Annotated in this window: 17 protein-coding genes and 5 tRNA genes; 6 read left to right on the top strand and 16 right to left on the bottom strand. The window is 54.9% G+C overall.

All coding sequences use genetic code 11. The features are described 5' to 3' along the window. Window positions 1-66: 66 nt before the first annotated feature. The 3 genes from mprA to emrB all read left to right on the top strand — a co-directional run bounded on the left by mprA (window position 67) and on the right by emrB (window position 3,451). On the top strand, window positions 67-597 hold the full coding sequence (mprA, locus tag AOY23_RS04805; protein ID WP_049849900.1) for a transcriptional repressor MprA: 531 nt from the start codon (window positions 67-69) through the stop codon (window positions 595-597). A 127-nt stretch (window positions 598-724) separates the two neighbouring features. Beyond that, window positions 725-1,897, top strand: coding sequence for a multidrug efflux MFS transporter periplasmic adaptor subunit EmrA (gene emrA, locus AOY23_RS04800; RefSeq protein ID WP_054177683.1), 1,173 nt, complete (start codon window positions 725-727; stop codon window positions 1,895-1,897). Window positions 1,898-1,912: 15 nt separating this feature from the next. Next, window positions 1,913-3,451 (top strand): multidrug efflux MFS transporter permease subunit EmrB, encoded by a 1,539-nt coding sequence (gene emrB / locus AOY23_RS04795; RefSeq protein WP_054177682.1) that lies wholly within the window; start codon window positions 1,913-1,915, stop codon window positions 3,449-3,451. A gap of 52 nt (window positions 3,452-3,503) precedes the next feature. Here emrB and luxS read toward each other — a convergent pair whose 3' ends face one another. From luxS to mltB, 16 genes are all read right to left on the bottom strand, one after another. Continuing rightward, window positions 3,504-4,019: an S-ribosylhomocysteine lyase gene (gene luxS, locus AOY23_RS04790; protein ID WP_054177681.1), complete on the bottom strand. Its 516-nt coding sequence runs from the start codon at window positions 4,017-4,019 to the stop codon at window positions 3,504-3,506. Window positions 4,020-4,170: 151 nt separating this feature from the next. Then, on the bottom strand, window positions 4,171-5,727 hold the full coding sequence (gene gshA, locus AOY23_RS04785; RefSeq protein ID WP_054177680.1) for a glutamate--cysteine ligase: 1,557 nt from the start codon (window positions 5,725-5,727) through the stop codon (window positions 4,171-4,173). A gap of 78 nt (window positions 5,728-5,805) precedes the next feature. Then, the gene (locus AOY23_RS04780) at window positions 5,806-6,234 is read right to left on the bottom strand and encodes a YqaA family protein (RefSeq protein WP_054177679.1); all 429 of its coding nucleotides are present in this window, start codon (window positions 6,232-6,234) and stop codon (window positions 5,806-5,808) included. Further along, on the bottom strand, window positions 6,231-6,797 hold the full coding sequence (yqaB, locus tag AOY23_RS04775) for a fructose-1-phosphate/6-phosphogluconate phosphatase (protein ID WP_054177678.1): 567 nt from the start codon (window positions 6,795-6,797) through the stop codon (window positions 6,231-6,233). The genes AOY23_RS04780 and yqaB overlap by 4 nt, the downstream gene beginning before the upstream one ends. Before the next feature lie 119 nt (window positions 6,798-6,916). Further along, window positions 6,917-7,231, bottom strand: a complete 315-nt coding sequence (locus AOY23_RS04770) for a BON domain-containing protein (RefSeq protein ID WP_054177677.1) — start codon at window positions 7,229-7,231, stop codon at window positions 6,917-6,919. Between the two features lie 251 nt (window positions 7,232-7,482). Next, window positions 7,483-7,559 (bottom strand) — tRNA-Arg (locus AOY23_RS04765). A gap of 31 nt (window positions 7,560-7,590) precedes the next feature. After that, window positions 7,591-7,667, bottom strand: a tRNA-Arg gene (locus AOY23_RS04760). A 31-nt stretch (window positions 7,668-7,698) separates the two neighbouring features. Next, a tRNA-Arg gene (locus AOY23_RS04755) sits at window positions 7,699-7,775 on the bottom strand. Between the two features lie 31 nt (window positions 7,776-7,806). After that, window positions 7,807-7,883: transfer RNA gene (locus tag AOY23_RS04750), tRNA-Arg, on the bottom strand. Window positions 7,884-7,887: 4 nt separating this feature from the next. Then, window positions 7,888-7,980: transfer RNA gene (locus tag AOY23_RS04745), tRNA-Ser, on the bottom strand. A gap of 283 nt (window positions 7,981-8,263) precedes the next feature. Beyond that, a complete protein-coding gene (gene csrA, locus AOY23_RS04740; protein ID WP_000906486.1) occupies window positions 8,264-8,449 on the bottom strand; it encodes a carbon storage regulator CsrA in 186 nt (61 codons plus the stop codon). Window positions 8,450-8,686: 237 nt separating this feature from the next. Continuing rightward, on the bottom strand, window positions 8,687-11,317 hold the full coding sequence (alaS, locus tag AOY23_RS04735) for an alanine--tRNA ligase (RefSeq protein WP_054177676.1): 2,631 nt from the start codon (window positions 11,315-11,317) through the stop codon (window positions 8,687-8,689). A 132-nt stretch (window positions 11,318-11,449) separates the two neighbouring features. Continuing rightward, window positions 11,450-11,950, bottom strand: a complete 501-nt coding sequence (recX, locus tag AOY23_RS04730) for a recombination regulator RecX (protein ID WP_054177815.1) — start codon at window positions 11,948-11,950, stop codon at window positions 11,450-11,452. A gap of 68 nt (window positions 11,951-12,018) precedes the next feature. Next, window positions 12,019-13,083 carry a recombinase RecA gene (gene recA / locus AOY23_RS04725; protein WP_054177675.1) on the bottom strand — a complete coding sequence of 355 codons (1,065 nt, stop codon included), beginning with the start codon at window positions 13,081-13,083 and terminating at the stop codon, window positions 12,019-12,021. An 85-nt stretch (window positions 13,084-13,168) separates the two neighbouring features. Further along, a complete protein-coding gene (gene pncC / locus AOY23_RS04720) occupies window positions 13,169-13,666 on the bottom strand; it encodes a nicotinamide-nucleotide amidase (RefSeq protein ID WP_054177674.1) in 498 nt (165 codons plus the stop codon). A gap of 144 nt (window positions 13,667-13,810) precedes the next feature. Further along, on the bottom strand, window positions 13,811-14,893 hold the full coding sequence (mltB, locus tag AOY23_RS04715) for a lytic murein transglycosylase B (RefSeq protein ID WP_054177673.1): 1,083 nt from the start codon (window positions 14,891-14,893) through the stop codon (window positions 13,811-13,813). Between the two features lie 227 nt (window positions 14,894-15,120). Here mltB and srlA point away from each other — a divergent pair, with 227 nt between their 5' ends. From srlA to srlB, 3 genes are read left to right on the top strand one after another with little or no spacing between them, the layout of a single operon-like run. After that, window positions 15,121-15,684 (top strand): PTS glucitol/sorbitol transporter subunit IIC, encoded by a 564-nt coding sequence (srlA, locus tag AOY23_RS04710; protein ID WP_054177672.1) that lies wholly within the window; start codon window positions 15,121-15,123, stop codon window positions 15,682-15,684. Further along, on the top strand, window positions 15,681-16,655 hold the full coding sequence (gene srlE, locus AOY23_RS04705; protein WP_054177671.1) for a PTS glucitol/sorbitol transporter subunit IIB: 975 nt from the start codon (window positions 15,681-15,683) through the stop codon (window positions 16,653-16,655). Before srlA ends, srlE begins: the two co-directional genes overlap by 4 nt. 12 nt (window positions 16,656-16,667) lie before the next feature. Beyond that, window positions 16,668-17,030, top strand: a complete 363-nt coding sequence (gene srlB, locus AOY23_RS04700; protein ID WP_054177670.1) for a PTS glucitol/sorbitol transporter subunit IIA — start codon at window positions 16,668-16,670, stop codon at window positions 17,028-17,030. Window positions 17,031-17,037: the final 7 nt, after the last annotated feature.

Below are 17,037 nucleotides of genomic sequence, written 5' to 3'. Positions count from 1 at the left end.
TAATTCATTTACTTTATTTGTCACTATCGTTACTATATCGGCTGCAATTAATGAGGTTATACCCAAATGGATAGTTCGTTCACGCCCATTGAACAAATGCTAAAATTCCGCGCCAGCCGTCATGAAGATTTTCCCTATCAGGAGATCCTCCTTACCCGCTTAAGCATGCACATGCAGGGCAAGCTGCTGGAAAACCGTAATAAAATGCTGAAAGCTCAGGGGATTAACGAGACGTTGTTCATGGCGCTGATTACGCTTGAGTCTCAGGAAAACCACAGTATTCAGCCGTCTGAGCTGAGCTGTGCGCTGGGCTCTTCCCGCACCAACGCTACCCGTATCGCTGATGAACTGGAAAAACGTGGCTGGATCGAGCGTCGCGAAAGCGACAATGATCGCCGTTGCCTGCACCTGCAACTGACCGAAAAAGGTCACCAGTTCCTGCGCGAGGTTTTGCCTCCGCAACACCACTGCCTGCATCAACTCTGGTCTTCGCTGACAACCGCCGAGAAAGACCAGCTTGAGCACATCACCCGTAAGTTACTGACTCGCCTTGACCAAATGGATGAAGATGGTGCCGTTTTAGAGGCCCTTCGTTAAGCCAGGGATCGCTCACTTATCCTGATTCAATAAAAGAAACCGTCAGGCCAGCAGGTCGAACTGCTGGCCTTTCTGACAAACAGGTCGGCCCAGCCGATGTGAAATAAGAAGATCGTGGAGATACACAATGAGCGCTAATGCGGAGATGCAAACCCCGCAGCAACCTGCCAGTAAGAAAGGTAAACGTAAAGGTGCCCTTCTGCTGCTGACTTTGCTCTTTATTATTATTGCCGTGGCCTATGGCATTTATTGGTTCCTGGTCCTCCGCCATTATGAAGAAACTGACGATGCCTACGTGGCAGGAAATCAGGTTCAGATCATGGCGCAGGTGTCTGGCAGCGTGACGAAAGTCTGGGCTGACAACACCGATTTTGTACAGAAAGGCGACGTGCTGGTCAGCCTGGATCCCACCGATGCGCAGCAGGCTTATGAAAAAGCCAAAACGCAGCTGGCTTCCAGCGTTCGCCAGACTCGCCAGTTGATGATCAACAGCAAGCAGTTGCAGGCGAACATCGACGTCAAAAAAACCGCACTGTCTCAGGCGCAAACCGACCTTAACCGTCGTATTCCGCTCGGCAGCGCTAACCTGATTGGTCGTGAAGAGTTGCAACACGCCCGTGATGCCGTCGCCAGCGCGCAGGCCGAACTGGACGTGGCAATCCAACAGTACAACGCCAATCAGGCAATGGTACTGGCGACTAAGCTGGAAGAACAACCTGCCGTTCAGCAAGCGGCGACTGACGTACGTAACGCATGGCTCGCCCTGCAACGTACGAAAATCGTCAGCCCGATGACCGGTTATGTTTCTCGTCGCGCTGTACAGCCTGGCGCGCAGATCAGCCCGACCACGCCGCTGATGGCGGTGGTGCCAGCGAACAATCTGTGGGTCGATGCCAACTTTAAAGAGACGCAACTGGCGCATATGCGCATTGGTCAGCCCGTCACGGTTATCAGCGATATTTACGGCGATGACGTGAAATACACCGGTAAAGTGGTGGGTCTCGATATGGGTACCGGCAGCGCGTTCTCTCTGCTTCCGGCGCAAAACGCCACCGGTAACTGGATCAAAGTGGTTCAGCGTCTGCCGGTGCGTGTCGAGCTGGATGCGAAGCAGCTCGCCGAACACCCGTTGCGTATTGGTCTGTCAACGCTGGTGGAAGTGGATACGTCAAACCGCGATGGCCAGATGCTGGCAAGTCAGGTCCGTACCGACCCGGCCTATGAAAGCGATGCCCGTGAAATCAGCCTTGATCCGGTGAACAAAGAGATCAACGACATCGTCCAGGCGAACGCTAACTAATCCGGGGTGAGTGTAATGCAACAGCAAAAACCGCTGGAGGGGGCGCAGCTGGTCATCATGACCATTGCGTTGTCTCTTGCGACTTTCATGCAGGTGCTGGACTCCACCATTGCTAACGTGGCGATCCCTACCATCGCCGGTAACCTTGGCTCGTCGCTGAGCCAGGGGACCTGGGTGATCACCTCTTTCGGGGTGGCGAACGCGATCTCCATTCCGATTACCGGCTGGCTGGCGAAGCGTGTCGGCGAAGTGAAACTGTTTTTGTGGTCCACCGTCGCCTTCGTCATCGCCTCCTGGGCCTGTGGCGTGTCAAACAGCCTGACGATGCTGATTTTCTTCCGCGTCATTCAGGGGGTTGTCGCCGGGCCGTTGATCCCGCTGTCGCAGAGTTTGCTGTTAAGTAACTATCCACCCGCCAAACGCTCTATCGCGCTGGCGCTGTGGTCAATGACCGTTATCGTGGCGCCTATCTGTGGCCCGATCCTCGGCGGTTACATCAGCGATAACTATCACTGGGGCTGGATCTTCTTCATCAACGTCCCGATTGGTGTGGTCGTGGTGCTGATGACCCTGCAAACCCTGCGCAATCGCGAAACCCGGACAGAACAGCGGCGGATTGACGGGATTGGTCTGGCGCTGCTGGTGGTGGGTATCGGCAGCCTGCAAATCATGCTCGACCGTGGTAAAGAGCTGGACTGGTTTAACTCCACTGAAGTGGTGACACTGACCATTGTGGCGGTCGTGGCGATAAGCTTCCTGGTTGTCTGGGAACTGACGGACGACAACCCGATCGTCGATTTGTCGCTGTTTAAGTCGCGAAACTTTACCATTGGCTGTTTGTGTATCAGCCTCGCTTATATGCTCTACTTCGGCGCGATCGTTCTGCTGCCGCAGCTGTTGCAGGAGGTGTATGGCTATACCGCCACCTGGGCCGGGCTGGCGTCCGCGCCAGTCGGGGTGATCCCGGTGCTGCTGTCGCCGATCATCGGGCGTTTCGCCCATAAGCTCGACATGCGACGCCTGGTGACCTTCAGCTTCATTATGTATGCCGTGTGCTTCTACTGGCGCGCGTACACCTTTGAACCGGGTATGGACTTCGGCGCCTCCGCGTGGCCGCAGTTTATTCAGGGTTTCGCCGTGGCCTGCTTCTTTATGCCACTGACCACCATCACGCTGTCTGGCTTGCCGCCGGAACGTCTGGCGGCGGCGTCGAGCCTGTCAAACTTTACCCGTACGCTGGCGGGCTCAATAGGCACCTCGATCACCACCACCATGTGGACGAACCGTGAAGCGATGCATCACGCGCAGCTTACGGAGTCAGTGAACCCGTTCAACCCGAACGCGCAACAGACGTATGATCAGTTGCAGGGAATGGGGATGACGCAACAGCAGGCATCCGGCTGGATAGCGCAGCAGATAACTGACCAGGGGCTGATTATCTCGGCTAATGAGATTTTCTGGATCTCCGCCGGGATCTTCCTTGTGCTGCTTGGCCTGGTGTGGTTTGCCCGGCCGCCGTTTGGTGCAGGTGGTGGCGGAGGCGGTGCGCACTAACAAAAAAGCCAGTTCATGTTGAACTGGCTTTTTTTTGCTGCGGGACACGGGACTAGATGTGCAGTTCCTGCAGTTTCTCTTTCGGCAGAGCCAGTTCTGCGTTGCTGTTAACGCGAACGCCGCGCTCGATGATGTGACGGGCGATGTCCTGCGCTTCATCCAGCGAGTGCATGGTGTAGCTGCCGCACTGATAGACGTTCAGCTCCGGGATCTGGTTCTGATCTTTGACTTTCAGCACATCGGCCATTGCCGCTTTCCAGGCATCGGCAACACGCTGCTCATCCGGCGTACCAATCAGGCTCATATAAAAACCGGTACGGCAGCCCATGGGGGAAATATCAATGATTTCAACGCCGTTGCCGTTGAGGTGATCACGCATGAAACCGGCAAACAGGTGCTCCAGAGTGTGGATCCCTTTTTCCGGCATCACTTCTTTGTTCGGGATGCAAAAGCGCAGGTCGAATACGGTGATGTCATCGCCGTGTGGGGTGTGCATATTCTTTGCGACGCGGACTGCAGGTGCTTCCATTCGGGTATGGTCGACAGTGAAACTATCTAGTAATGGCATTCGTCACCTCCGACAGTGATTTTTTTTAAAATAAAATGAACTCTTTCTGGTGGAGCAAGTCTGAGTATATGAAAGACGCGCATTTGTTATCATCATCCCTGTATTCAGAGATGAAAGTTTGGCCACAGTGATGTGGCCTTTTTCTTTTCTGTCACGCGTGCCGCGCAACCAGTGCAGAGAATGGCTCGCTGTCCGCCGCTTCCGCCTCACGCTGGCGCTGCAGTGATGCACTGCGCTCCGCCTCAAACTCGGCTTCCGTCAGGATTTCCAGCGGCTCTTCACGCAACAGATTACGATACGCATCTCCCAGTGCCCTTCCGGTTCCACCAATGCCTTCATCAATCATAGAACGCAGAATGCGTGCTGAGAAAGTTAATTCTGGATTATCAAAGCTGGCGACCAGTTCATCGCACACTTTCTGGTAGGCATTTCCGCCGTCGATGCCGTCCAGCGTCTGCGCCACACGGCTGAGATCGCGGAACAGATCCTTGCCCACCTGCGGCAGCGGGAATTGCGCGGTTTCGCAGCCAATCCCGAGCGTCAGCCCCGGTTTACGGCCTTCGAGGATCACCCGGTTCCAGTTAGTCCGGGTACACAGCAGCTCGTCGCTGCTCATTTCCGGCGCATCCGCCAGCACACACCAGACCATAAACAGGTCGAGGAAACGCACCTGCTGCTCGTCAACGCCAATCGGTGAGAACGGGTTGATGTCTAACGAACGCACTTCGATATATTCGATGCCGCCGCGCAGCAGCGCATCCGACGGGGTTTCACCGCTGCGAGTCACGCGTTTCGGGCGAATTGGCGCATACAGCTCGTTTTCAATCTGCAGAATATTGCTGTTGATTTGCAGATACTTACCGTCTTTCTGCACGCCAATTTTCGCGTACTCTTCCGATGGGGTTTTGATCGCGCGCTTCAATCCTGCCACATAGTCGTGGAGATCGTTAAACGCAATTCCGAGATTGCTTTGCGATTTATTGGTATAGCCGAGGTCGCTCAGACGCAGCGAGGTGGCATACGGCAGGTAGTACATGCCGCAGTCGGTTTTCTCAAACGGCAGTGTCGTTGGCTTGCCCTGCAGGAAAGAGGCGCAGATCGCCGGTGATGCGCCAAACAGGTATGGGATCACCCAGCCAAAACGGTAATAGTTGCGGATCAGGCGGAAATAGCCAGCTGAAATCGCCTCTTTGCCGCTGTCGACGTCATCAACCCCACACTTCGCTTTCCAGAATGCCATCGGCAGCGAGAAGTTGTAATGGACGCCGGAAATGGTTTGCATCAGCGCGCCATAGCGGTTTTTCAGCCCTTCGCGATAGAGCGTTTTCAGCCGCCCCATATTCGAGGTGCCGTATTGCGCCAGTTCGATATCCTGACCGGGTGCGATGTAGCAGGGCATACTCAGCGGCCACATCCGCTCTTCGCCCAGTTGACGCGCGGTATGACGATGCACGTCGCGCATAAAAGTCAGCATATGATCGATGTCGCCATCCACCGGAGTAATAAACTCCAGCAAAGCTTCGGCAAAATCGGTGGTAATCCATTTATGCGTTAACGCCGAGCCTAACGCTTCCGGGTGTCCGGTAGTCGCCAGCGTGCCGTCTGCATTCACACGCAGCGTTTCGCGCTCAAGACCGCGCTGGATCCCTTTTAACGCCTGAGGGTGTTTTTCCAGCCAGGCCAGAGCCTGTGATACGTCCGGGATCAAATTGACCTCCCGCCTGTCAAAATCGTTTTATTAAGCATAATTGTAATGGTGGACGCTTAAAGGTCACCAAAAAAGCAATTAGTGCCACCACATCATCCCCTGGAGTGTTGCCGCCGCCACGACGACATAGCGCAACGCTTTTCCAAGGCATAAAAAAAAGAGTACCGGCCCCCAGGGAATGCGCATCCATCCCGCCAGCAGGCACAGCAAATCGCCCATAACAGGCATCCAGCTCAACAGCAGCGCGACCGCGCCGTAGCGCTTCAACCATCCCGTTGCTTTTTCCTGCCACCGCGACGTCTTGCGCAACGGAAACAGGCGACCAAGAATAACGTTAGTTGCCCCTCCAGCGCTATTACCTATTGTTGCTATTAACACAAGAAGCCAGGGTTTGCTGGCGCCGGACAGCAACAACGCAACCAGTACGGCTTCAGAGTTGCCGGGCAGCAAGGTTGCACTGAGAAAACTGCTGGCAAACAGTGAAAGGAGCGACAGGCCATCACTCACAATAGCCGGACATCCACTACGTCCATGCCTGCGCTTGCCGCGGCCTGTAAGCCGAAATCCGCATCTTCAAACACGATACATTTTGCAGGTTCGACGCCCATGCGCTCAGCGCAAAGCAGGAAGGTGTCAGGGGCAGGTTTATGATGCCGGACGTGATCGGCGGCAACGACGGCAGAAAAGTAGTGACGTAATCCCAGATGCGCCAGCAGCGCCTCGGCTATCGCGCTTTCGCTGCCGGTACCGACAGACATCGGGCGACGGCCATGCCACGCTTTGACAACGTCAATCAGCGGTAATGGCTGTACCGAATCCAGCAGCATGATTTTAACCGCGTCCGTTTTCTCGCGGGCCAGCGCGTGGGGATCGAGATCGGCCTGATTCAGCGTGATAATTTCCTGCGCGATGCGCCAGGTCGGCGAACCGTTCAACGCAATGATGGACTGTTCGTCAAAGCGAATTCCGTAACGCCCCAGTACCTCATGCCACGCTTTACGGTGGGTGGGTTCGGTGTCCAGAATCGTGCCGTCCATGTCGAAAATCAGCCCTGCATAGCGTTCGTACATTGCGCCCTCACAAACCGAATATCAAAACGTTACTTTATCGCAAAAGGCGTTTTTTGTCGCCGCCGGATAGAGAAACGAGAAAGGCACCTTGCGGTGCCTTTCGTGACATAGTGTCTGATTTAACGGATCCGCAGATCATTTTCAACAACGCGTACGCCAGGAACCTTACGCGCCGCTTCTACCGCCCGTTTCGCATCGGCTTCGGAATCCACAAAACCGCTCAGTTGCACGCGCCCTTTGAATGTCTCAACGCTGATTTGGCTGGATTTTATCGCTTTGTCGCCGAATAACGCAGATTTCACTTTGGTGGTCACGACAGTATCGTCAATATAACCGCCAGTGCTTTCTTTGGTGGAAGAGCCTGCGCAGCCGGACAGGGATAATGCGACCAGTGCCGCAACGCCGAATGCAGCCAATGCTTTGAAACCTTTCATGGAATATTCTCCTTGCTACCCGCAAACGTATTAATGACAAATATAAACTAGCCGGAAACCAGAAGATTTGCCAATAGGAAACAGGGAGTTATCGGGAGAGAAAATTTCAATAAGAGAGATGGTGCATCCGAGAGGATTACTCGGCTGCGCCTCGCCCTGCGGGCCGTTGCTTACGCAACGTTATCCTCCCTGGTGCTTGCGGGCATTCCGCAGACCATGAAACAACAGTATCGCTGTTATACTGGAGAATATGGTGCATCCGGGAGGATTCGAACCTCCGACCGCTCGGTTCGTAGCCGAGTACTCTATCCAGCTGAGCTACGGATGCATCGGGAAACGTGCATGTTACTTCAATAAGATGGTGCATCCGAGAGGATTCGAACCTCTGACCGCTCGGTTCGTAGCCGAGTACTCTATCCAGCTGAGCTACGGATGCATCAGGAGACGTACATGTTACTTCGAGAAGATGGTGCATCCGAGAGGATTCGAACCTCTGACCGCTCGGTTCGTAGCCGAGTACTCTATCCAGCTGAGCTACGGATGCATCAGGAGACGTACATATTACTTCAGAAATATGGTGCATCCGGGAGGATTCGAACCTCCGACCGCTCGGTTCGTAGCCGAGTACTCTATCCAGCTGAGCTACGGATGCAAAATGGCGGTGAGGCGGGGATTCGAACCCCGGATGCAGCTTTTGACCGCATACTCCCTTAGCAGGGGAGCGCCTTCAGCCTCTCGGCCACCTCACCACACGCCTCTTACGAGTGCTTCGAAGAACTTAGTTAAGCTCATCGTCGCTGCGTGGCGCACATATTACTTTCTGAGACTTATAAGTCAAACAATTTTTCCGAACCTTTCATCGTTTGCACACTTCACGCGCAATTAGCCTGCAAAAACGGCAAAAAGGGTGTTTTATCAACAGCCAACCTGCGTCAGCACAGCAATGTCAGTGCGGCGGAAACGGGATTAAATACGGTGAAAGAGGAGGTAAATCGTGGGTTGCGTCTCACCACAGAGTGAGACGCAAGAACCTTAGTAACTGGACTGCTGGGATTTTTCAGCCTGGATACGCTGGTAGATTTCTTCACGATGAACAGAGACTTCTTTAGGGGCGTTTACACCGATGCGAACCTGGTTACCCTTAACCCCTAAAACTGTCACAGTGACCTCATCTCCAATCATGAGGGTCTCACCAACTCGACGAGTCAGAATCAGCATTCTTTGCTCCTTGAAAGATTAAAAGAGTCGGGTCTCTCTGTATCCCGGCATTATCCATCATATAACGCCAAAAAGTAAGCGATGACAAACGCGCGGGCGCGTAAGCAGTCATGGCATCACATTCTGTTAAACGTAAGTTTAGCCGATATACACAATTTCAACCTGACTTTATCGTTATCGATACCGCATAGCAAGGCGCCGTAACCCCTGAGTTTTGGCGCCTGCAAGCGTTTATAGTTATTGCAGTTTTGTGCTCACCCAGTCTTTAACACTGGCCAGAGCTATCGGGAGTGCAGCCGCGTCAGTACCACCGGCCTGAGCCATATCCGGACGTCCGCCCCCCTTCCCACCTACCTGCTGAGCAACCATACCAATCAGTTCGCCTGCTTTGACACGGTCGGTAACATCTTTCGACACGCCCGCAATCAGAGAAACCTTACCCTCAGCCACTGTCGCCAGAACGATAATCGTGGAACCCAACTGATTTTTCAGGTCGTCAACCATCGTGCGCAGCATCTTAGGTTCAACGTCGGACAGCTCGCTAACCAGCAGCTTCACACCGTTGATATCGATGGCTTTACTGGAGAGATTTGCACTCTCCTGCGCCGCAGCCTGATCCTTCATCTGCTGCAGCTCTTTTTCCAGCTGACGGGTGCGTTCCATGACGGTTCGTACTTTATCAGTCAGATTATGGCTGTCGCCCTTCAGCAGTTGCGCCACTTCACTGAGAAGATCGCTTTCTGCATGCAGGTTAGCCAGGGCACCCTCACCGGTAACAGCCTCAATGCGTCGAACGCCTGCGGCAGTACCCGATTCGGAAGTGATACGGAAAAGACCGATATCACCAGTACGGCTGGCATGAGTCCCGCCGCACAATTCTGTAGAGAAATCGCCCATGCTCAGGACGCGCACCCGCTCGTCATACTTCTCGCCGAACAGCGCCATCGCCCCTTTTGCTTTCGCCGCATCGAGATCCATGATGTTGGTTTCGATCGGCAGGTTGCGGCGGATCTGGGCGTTGACCAGGTCTTCCACGCGGCGGATCTCTTCCGGTTTCATGGCTTCGAAATGGGAGAAGTCAAAGCGCAGTGCTTTGTCGTTAACCAGCGAGCCTTTCTGCGCAACGTGTGTACCCAGCACTTCACGCAGCGCGGCGTGCATCAGGTGCGTAGCGGAGTGGTTCAGACGGATCCGTGCGCGACGCGCTTCATCGACATCGGCCTGTACCGCATCACCCACTTTCAGTGAGCCGGTTGCCAGCGTGCCGAGATGGCCGATAGCCTGACCATATTTCTGCGTATCGCTGACGGTAAAGGTAAAGCCCGCGCCTTTCAGCACGCCTTTATCGCCAACCTGGCCGCCGGATTCCGCATAAAACGGTGTTTGATCCAGTACGACAACCGCATCCTGGCCTGCACTGACGCTATCCACAGACTTGCCGTCGATAAACAGCGCCGTCACTTTGCCGTTCAGTTCAAGGTGATCGTAACCTTTGAATTCTGACGCCCCGTCAACGCGGATCATCGCGTTATAGTCGGCGCCGAAACCGCTGGATTCACGGGCGCGGCGGCGCTGTGCTTCCATCGCGGCTTCAAAGCCCGCTTCGTCAACTTTGATATTGCGCTCGCGGCACACATCGGCAGTCAGATCCACCGGGAAACCGTAGGTGTCGTACAGGCGGAAAGCGGTTTCGCCGTCCAGCGTGTCGCCCTTCAATTTCGCCAGTTCTTCGTCGAGCAGCGCCAGTCCGCGTTCCAGCGTGCGGGCAAACTGCTCTTCTTCGGTTTTCAGCACCTGCTCAACCTGCGCCTGCTGGCGTTTCAGGTCTTCACCGGCGGAGCCCATGACCTCAATCAGCGGCGCAACCAGTTTGTAGAAGAAGGTGTCCTTCGCGCCCAGCATATTGCCGTGGCGAATGGCGCGACGAATGATGCGGCGCAGCACATAGCCACGGTTTTCATTCGACGGGATAACACCATCGGCAATCAGGAACGCACAGGAACGAATATGATCCGCGATAACCCGCAGCGATTTATTGTTGAGATCGGTCGCACCGGTTACACGAGCCACAGACTGGATCAGCTTGCTGAACAGATCGATTTCATAGTTGGAGTTCACATGCTGCAGCACAGCCGCAATACGCTCCAGCCCCATACCGGTATCAACGGACGGTTTTGGCAGCGGCTCCATGGTGCCGTCAGCCTGGCGGTTGAACTGCATGAAGACGATGTTCCAGATTTCAATGTAGCGATCGCCGTCTTCTTCCGGGCTGCCCGGAGGTCCACCCCAGATATGGTCGCCGTGATCGAAGAAGATTTCGGTGCACGGACCGCACGGACCGGTATCGCCCATCTGCCAGAAGTTGTCAGAGGCAAACGGTGCGCCTTTGTTATCGCCAATACGAATGATGCGTTCACGCGGAACACCGACTTCGTTTGCCCAGATATCAAAGGCTTCATCATCGGTTTCGTAAACGGTCACCCACAGGCGATCTTTTGGCAGGTTGAACCAGTTTTCACCGGTTAACAGTTCCCATGCGTAATTGATGGCGTCGTGTTTGAAATAGTCGCCGAAGCTGAAGTTACCCAGCATTTCGAAGAAAGTGTGGTGACGTGCAGTGTAGCCGACGTTTTCCAGGTCGTTGTGTTTACCGCCCGCACGCACGCAACGCTGCGCGGTAGTCGCGCGGGAATAATTACGTTTGTCGAGACCAAGGAACACATCCTTGAACTGGTTCATCCCGGCGTTGGTAAACAGCAGGGTCGGATCGTTGTTCGGCACCAGGGAGCTGCTGGCAACAACCTGGTGTCCCTTGCTATGGAAAAAGTCGAGAAACGCCTGACGGATCTCAGCGGTGCTCTTGCTCATAATTATCCTGAAATCAAGCTAACGAATTGCGCAGGTGCCGGTTGACCACTTTTTGAGCGGGTCAGCGTCCTGACGGAAAAAAGTGGGAATAAGATAAGTTTTCTTTAAAGGGAAGTAAAATCCCCGATGGGGTCAATCTGCAAAATTTCGCCATATTTCCTGGATATCTTCCATCAGATACCCCCGATAAAGCAAAAATCGCTGCACTTTTGCTTTTAGCGCAAATTCCGTCGGCAGGGGTTCGCCATATTTCCGCACGGCCTGCTCGCGCGCCTTCTCTGCCCAGTCCACATCACATTCATACAGGGCTAATTCACTGATTTCACGCGTAATTCCTTTTTGATTCAGCTCCTGACGGATGCGTGACGGACCATAACCTTTACGGCTGCGGCTGTTGATGAACTGGCGGGCAAAGCGCGCATCATCAAGATAATGGCTCTCTTTGCACCAGTTGATGACGTTTTCGATGTCATCCGGTGTCGCGTCCGTCTCTTCAGGGCCATTTTTTGTCATTACCGGCGCAGCAAGTTTGCGACGAAGCTCCTGTTCACCGTGGTCGCGCATCGCCAGAATTCGTACGGCCCTGTCCAGCAAACGGGCATACGCGGAACGGCGCCCTGTTGATTCAGACATGATAAAACCCATTAGTGAGAAAAAACAAAAGGGCCGCATCCGCAGCCCTTTTTCTTTTTATGACGTTATCAGAAATCTTCGTTGGTTTCTTCGACGCCTTCACCGCTGTCATCAACAGCGAAGTCCGGTGTGGAAGTCTGGTTGCCGAGCAGCAACTCACGCACTTTCTTCTCGATCTCTTTCGCCGCCGCCGGGTTCTCTTTCAGCCAGCTAATTGCGTTAGCTTTACCCTGACCGATTTTGTCGCCGTTATAGCTGTACCATGCACCGGCTTTTTCGATGAGCTTCTCTTTCACGCCCAGGTCAACCAGCTCGCCGTAGAAGTTAATGCCTTCGCCGTAGAGGATCTGGAATTCAGCCTGTTTGAACGGTGCGGCGATTTTGTTTTTCACTACCTTCACGCGGGTTTCGCTACCAATGACGTTGTCGCCCTCTTTCACCGCACCGATGCGGCGGATATCCAGGCGCACGGAGGCGTAGAATTTCAGCGCGTTACCACCGGTGGTGGTTTCCGGGTTACCGAACATCACGCCAATTTTCATACGGATCTGGTTGATGAAGATCAGCAGCGTGTTGGACTGTTTCAGGTTACCGGCCAGCTTACGCATCGCCTGGCTCATCATACGTGCCGCGAGGCCCATGTGAGAGTCACCGATTTCACCTTCAATTTCTGCTTTCGGCGTCAGCGCTGCGACGGAGTCAACAACGATAACGTCGACCGCGCCGGAACGCGCCAGCGCGTCACAGATTTCCAGCGCCTGCTCGCCGGTGTCCGGCTGGGAGCACAGCAGGTTGTCGATATCAACACCCAGCTTACGTGCGTAGATTGGGTCCAGCGCGTGTTCCGCATCGATAAAGGCACAGGTTTTGCCTTCACGCTGTGCAGCGGCAATCACCTGCAGGGTCAGCGTTGTTTTACCGGAAGATTCCGGCCCGTAGATTTCGACGATACGGCCCATCGGCAGACCGCCTGCGCCCAGTGCGATATCCAGTGAAAGCGAGCCGGTCGGGATGGTTTCTACATCCATAGAGCGGTCTTCACCCAGGCGCATGATGGAGCCTTTACCGAATTGTTTTTCGATCTGGCCCAGTGCTGCCGCCAACGCTTTCTGTTTGTTTTCGTCGATAGCCATTATTACTCCTGTCATGCTTTCATGCCGGGTGTTACCGGGTAAACTCTGTTTTGTTGAAGCAATTATACTGTACAATCATACAGTATCAAGTATTTTGTAGAAATTGTTGCCAGAGGGTATTTAGCGCGTAGGCCGTCGCCTGACGGCGCACCGCATCGCGGTCGCCCGTAAAGTGTTCGCAGCGCGTAATTCCCTGCCCGTTGGCGCAGGCGAAACCAAACCAGACGGTGCCCACCGGTTTTGCTTCGCTGCCGCCGTCCGGCCCGGCAATGCCGCTGACCGACAGCGCGTAGGTGGCTCTCGCCGCCCGCAGTGCGCCGATGGCCATTTCAACCACCACCGGTTCGCTGACCGCGCCATGCGCTTCCAGCGTCACGCCGCGTACGCCAATCATCTGCTCTTTGGCTTCATTACTGTAGGTGACAAAGCTGCGCTCAAACCAGGCAGAGCTTCCCGCAATATCGGTGATCACTTTCGCAATCCAACCGCCGGTGCAGGATTCCGCCGTGGTGACCGTTGCGCCCTGCGCCTTCAGCGCCTGCCCAATCTGCTCGCTCAGTTGCATCAATTCTTGATCGGTCATGCATCACCCCGAATAGCCAAAATAACGAGCCTCACGATACCACTTTCCACACACAGATGGGGATGACGTGAAGATTTTACGAGGAGGCTTCAGAAAAATCGTCCGCAACGCCCTTTCCGCCAGGCAGAAAGGGCGCATTGTTGATCACTGTACGCGCGCCAGCGCCACGGCTTGCCCCAGTTGCCAGACGGCCATCGCATAGTGGGTGCTGTGGTTATAGCGGGTGATGGTGTAGAAGTTTGGCAAGCCGAACCAGTACTCATAACCGGTACCGACATCCAGACGCAGCAGGCTCGCCTGCTGATGGTTTCCCAGCGACTGTGTGGGCGACAGACCCACTGCTGTCAGTTGCGAAACACTGTAGTTGGTTTTAAAGCCGTTCGCCAGCCCTGGCGCCTGCCCCATCGCTGGTACCGCCACGGTGTCGCCCGCCACCCAGCCGTGCTGTTTGAAATAGTTTGCCACGCTGCCGATGGCGTCTTCCGGGTCCCACAGGTTGATGTGACCATCGCCGTTGAAATCCACTGCGTACTGTTTATAGGAAGATGGCATGAACTGGCCGTAACCCATCGCCCCGGCAAACGACCCGGTCAGGTCGAGCGGATCGTCCTGTTCATCACGCGCCATCAGCAGGAACGTTTCCAGCTCACCGGAGAAGTATTCCGCGCGGCGCGGGTAGTTAAAGGAGAGCGTCGCCAGCGCGTCGAGAATGCGGGTTTTGCCCATGATGCGCCCCCAGCGGGTTTCGACGCCAATAATGCCGACGATGATTTCCGGCGGCACCCCGTAGACCTGCCAGGCGCGGTTAAGCGCATCCTGATACTGATTCCAGAACGCCACGCCGTTTTGCACGTTATCCGGTGTGATGAACTGCTTGCGGTAGCGCAGCCACGCCCCGTTAGGCCCGGTCGGTACCTGTGCCGTTGGCGCCTGTCTGTCCATCAGACGCAACACATAATCCAGCCGTTTGGCCTGCGACAAAATGTCGTGCAGTTGTTCGCGGTTGAAACCGTGCTTGCTCACCATCTTATCAATGAACTGCTCCGCCGCCGGGTTGTTGGCAAAGTCACCGCTCATCACCATCACATTATGCTGCGGCTCCAGCAAAAAACCGCCAGAAGGCGCGGGAGCAGTTACCGTTTGCGGGGTAGCGGTTTTCGGGGAGCTGCTGCAGGCAGCGATCAGAACGGCAAGAGGGAGCAAAACCAGGAAACGACGCTTCAACATGGGACATCCATTCAACAAATTTCGGCAAGAAATGAGTATGGTAAAGCATCCCACCGCCGACAAGGAAGCAGTACTCTCCCCGGCGCGCCAAATTTTCTCTCTTCCCACCAATCTTTCAAATTAAAAGATTTATCTTTCATTTTGAGATCACACTAACACTTTTAAATCTTTCAAAGTGATTAAAATAGCTCACGACCTGAAAAATAAAACCTCTAAAGGAGACAATAATGATAGAAATCATTACCCATGGTGCCGAGTGGTTCATCGGGCTGTTTCAGAAAGGTGGGGAAGTTTTCACCGGGATGGTGACCGGGATCCTGCCGCTGCTGATCAGTTTACTGGTGATCATGAACGCATTGATCAACTTTATCGGTCAACACCGGATCGAAAAGCTGGCGCAAAAGTGCGCGGGAAATCCAATCAGCCGCTATCTGCTGCTCCCGTGCATCGGCACCTTTGTATTCTGTAACCCCATGACGCTGAGCCTCGGTCGCTTTATGCCGGAAAAATACAAGCCCAGCTACTACGCCGCAGCCTCCTACAGCTGCCACTCCATGAACGGTTTATTCCCGCACATCAACCCCGGTGAATTGTTTGTCTATCTCGGCATCGCCAGCGGTCTGACTACGCTCGGCTTACCGCTCGGCCCGCTGGCTGTCAGCTATCTGCTGGTCGGTCTGGTGACGAACTTCTTCCGCGGCTGGGTCACCGATCTGACCACCTCTATTTTTGAGAAAAAGATGGCCATTGAACTTGAGCAGAAAGTGCATTTAACAGGGGCAACATCATGACGCGCATTCGTATAGAGAAAGGCGCCAGTGGCTGGGGCGGCCCGCTGGAACTGGACGTGACAGACGGGAAAAAAATTGTCTACATCACGGCAGGAACGCGTCCGGCCATTGTTGACCGACTGGCTGATCTGACCGGCTGGCAGGCGGTTGACGGTTTTAAAGAAGGCGAGCCGCCGGAAAATGAAATCGGTGTGGCGATCATCGACTGCGGCGGCACACTGCGCTGCGGGCTCTATCCGAAGCGTCGTATTCCGACTATCAATATCCACGCCACGGGCAAATCTGGCCCACTGGCGCAGTACATCACCGAAGATATTTATGTCTCCGGCGTGAAAGAAGAAAACATTCGCCTCACCGGTGACGCGCCGCAGCAGGCTCCGCAGCCCGCAGCCAAAGCCGCGCCGCGCGAATACGACACCAGCAAGAAAATCACCGAACAGAGTGACGGTCTGCTGGCCAAAGTCGGGATGGGGATGGGTTCTGCCGTGGCGGTACTGTTCCAGGCCGGACGCGACACCATCGACACGGTGCTGAAAACCATTCTTCCTTTTATGGCCTTCGTGTCGGCGCTGATCGGGATCATCATGGCGTCAGGGCTTGGCGACTGGATTGCGCACGGACTCGCACCGCTTGCCAGCCATCCGCTGGGGCTGGTGACGCTGGCGCTCATCTGTTCTTTCCCGTTGCTGTCGCCTTTCCTTGGGCCAGGCGCGGTTATTGCGCAGGTTATCGGTGTACTGATTGGCGTGCAGATTGGTCAGGGCAACATCCCGCCGCATCTGGCGCTGCCCGCCCTGTTTGCCATTAACGCTCAGGCGGCGTGTGATTTTATTCCGGTTGGACTGTCGCTGGCGGAAGCGCGCCAGGAGACAGTGCGTGTGGGCGTGCCCTCCGTGCTGGTCAGCCGCTTCCTGACCGGTGCGCCAACCGTCCTGATTGCCTGGTTTGTTTCCGGATTTATTTATCAATAAGAGGTTCCGCAAATGACGGTCATTTACCAGACCACGATTACCCAAATTGGCGCCAGTGCCTGTCTGGCGCTGGAAGACAGCATGTTAATCACCTTTCGCGAGGGAGCGTCTGCCGATATCGAGGAGTACTGCTTTATCCACTGTCATGGCGAGCTGTCCGGCTCGCTGCATGCCGGGGCGGCACTGGAACTGGGTGAGCATCGCTATCCGGTAACCGCGGTGGGTGACGTCGCGGAACAAAACTTGCGCGAGCTGGGCCACATCACGCTGCGCTTTGACGGGCAAACCACGGCGGAGTTCCCGGGCACCGTCCACGTTGCCGGTCCGGTTCCGGTCGCTATCGCACCGGGCTGCGTTCTGAAATTTTTAGCTTAAGTTGTAA

This window comes from Trabulsiella odontotermitis, from assembly GCF_001297775.1.
GTDB lineage: Bacteria > Pseudomonadota > Gammaproteobacteria > Enterobacterales > Enterobacteriaceae > Trabulsiella > Trabulsiella odontotermitis.
Note: the sequence above shows the minus strand (reverse complement) of the source record. Positions and strands in the feature narration are given on the sequence as shown.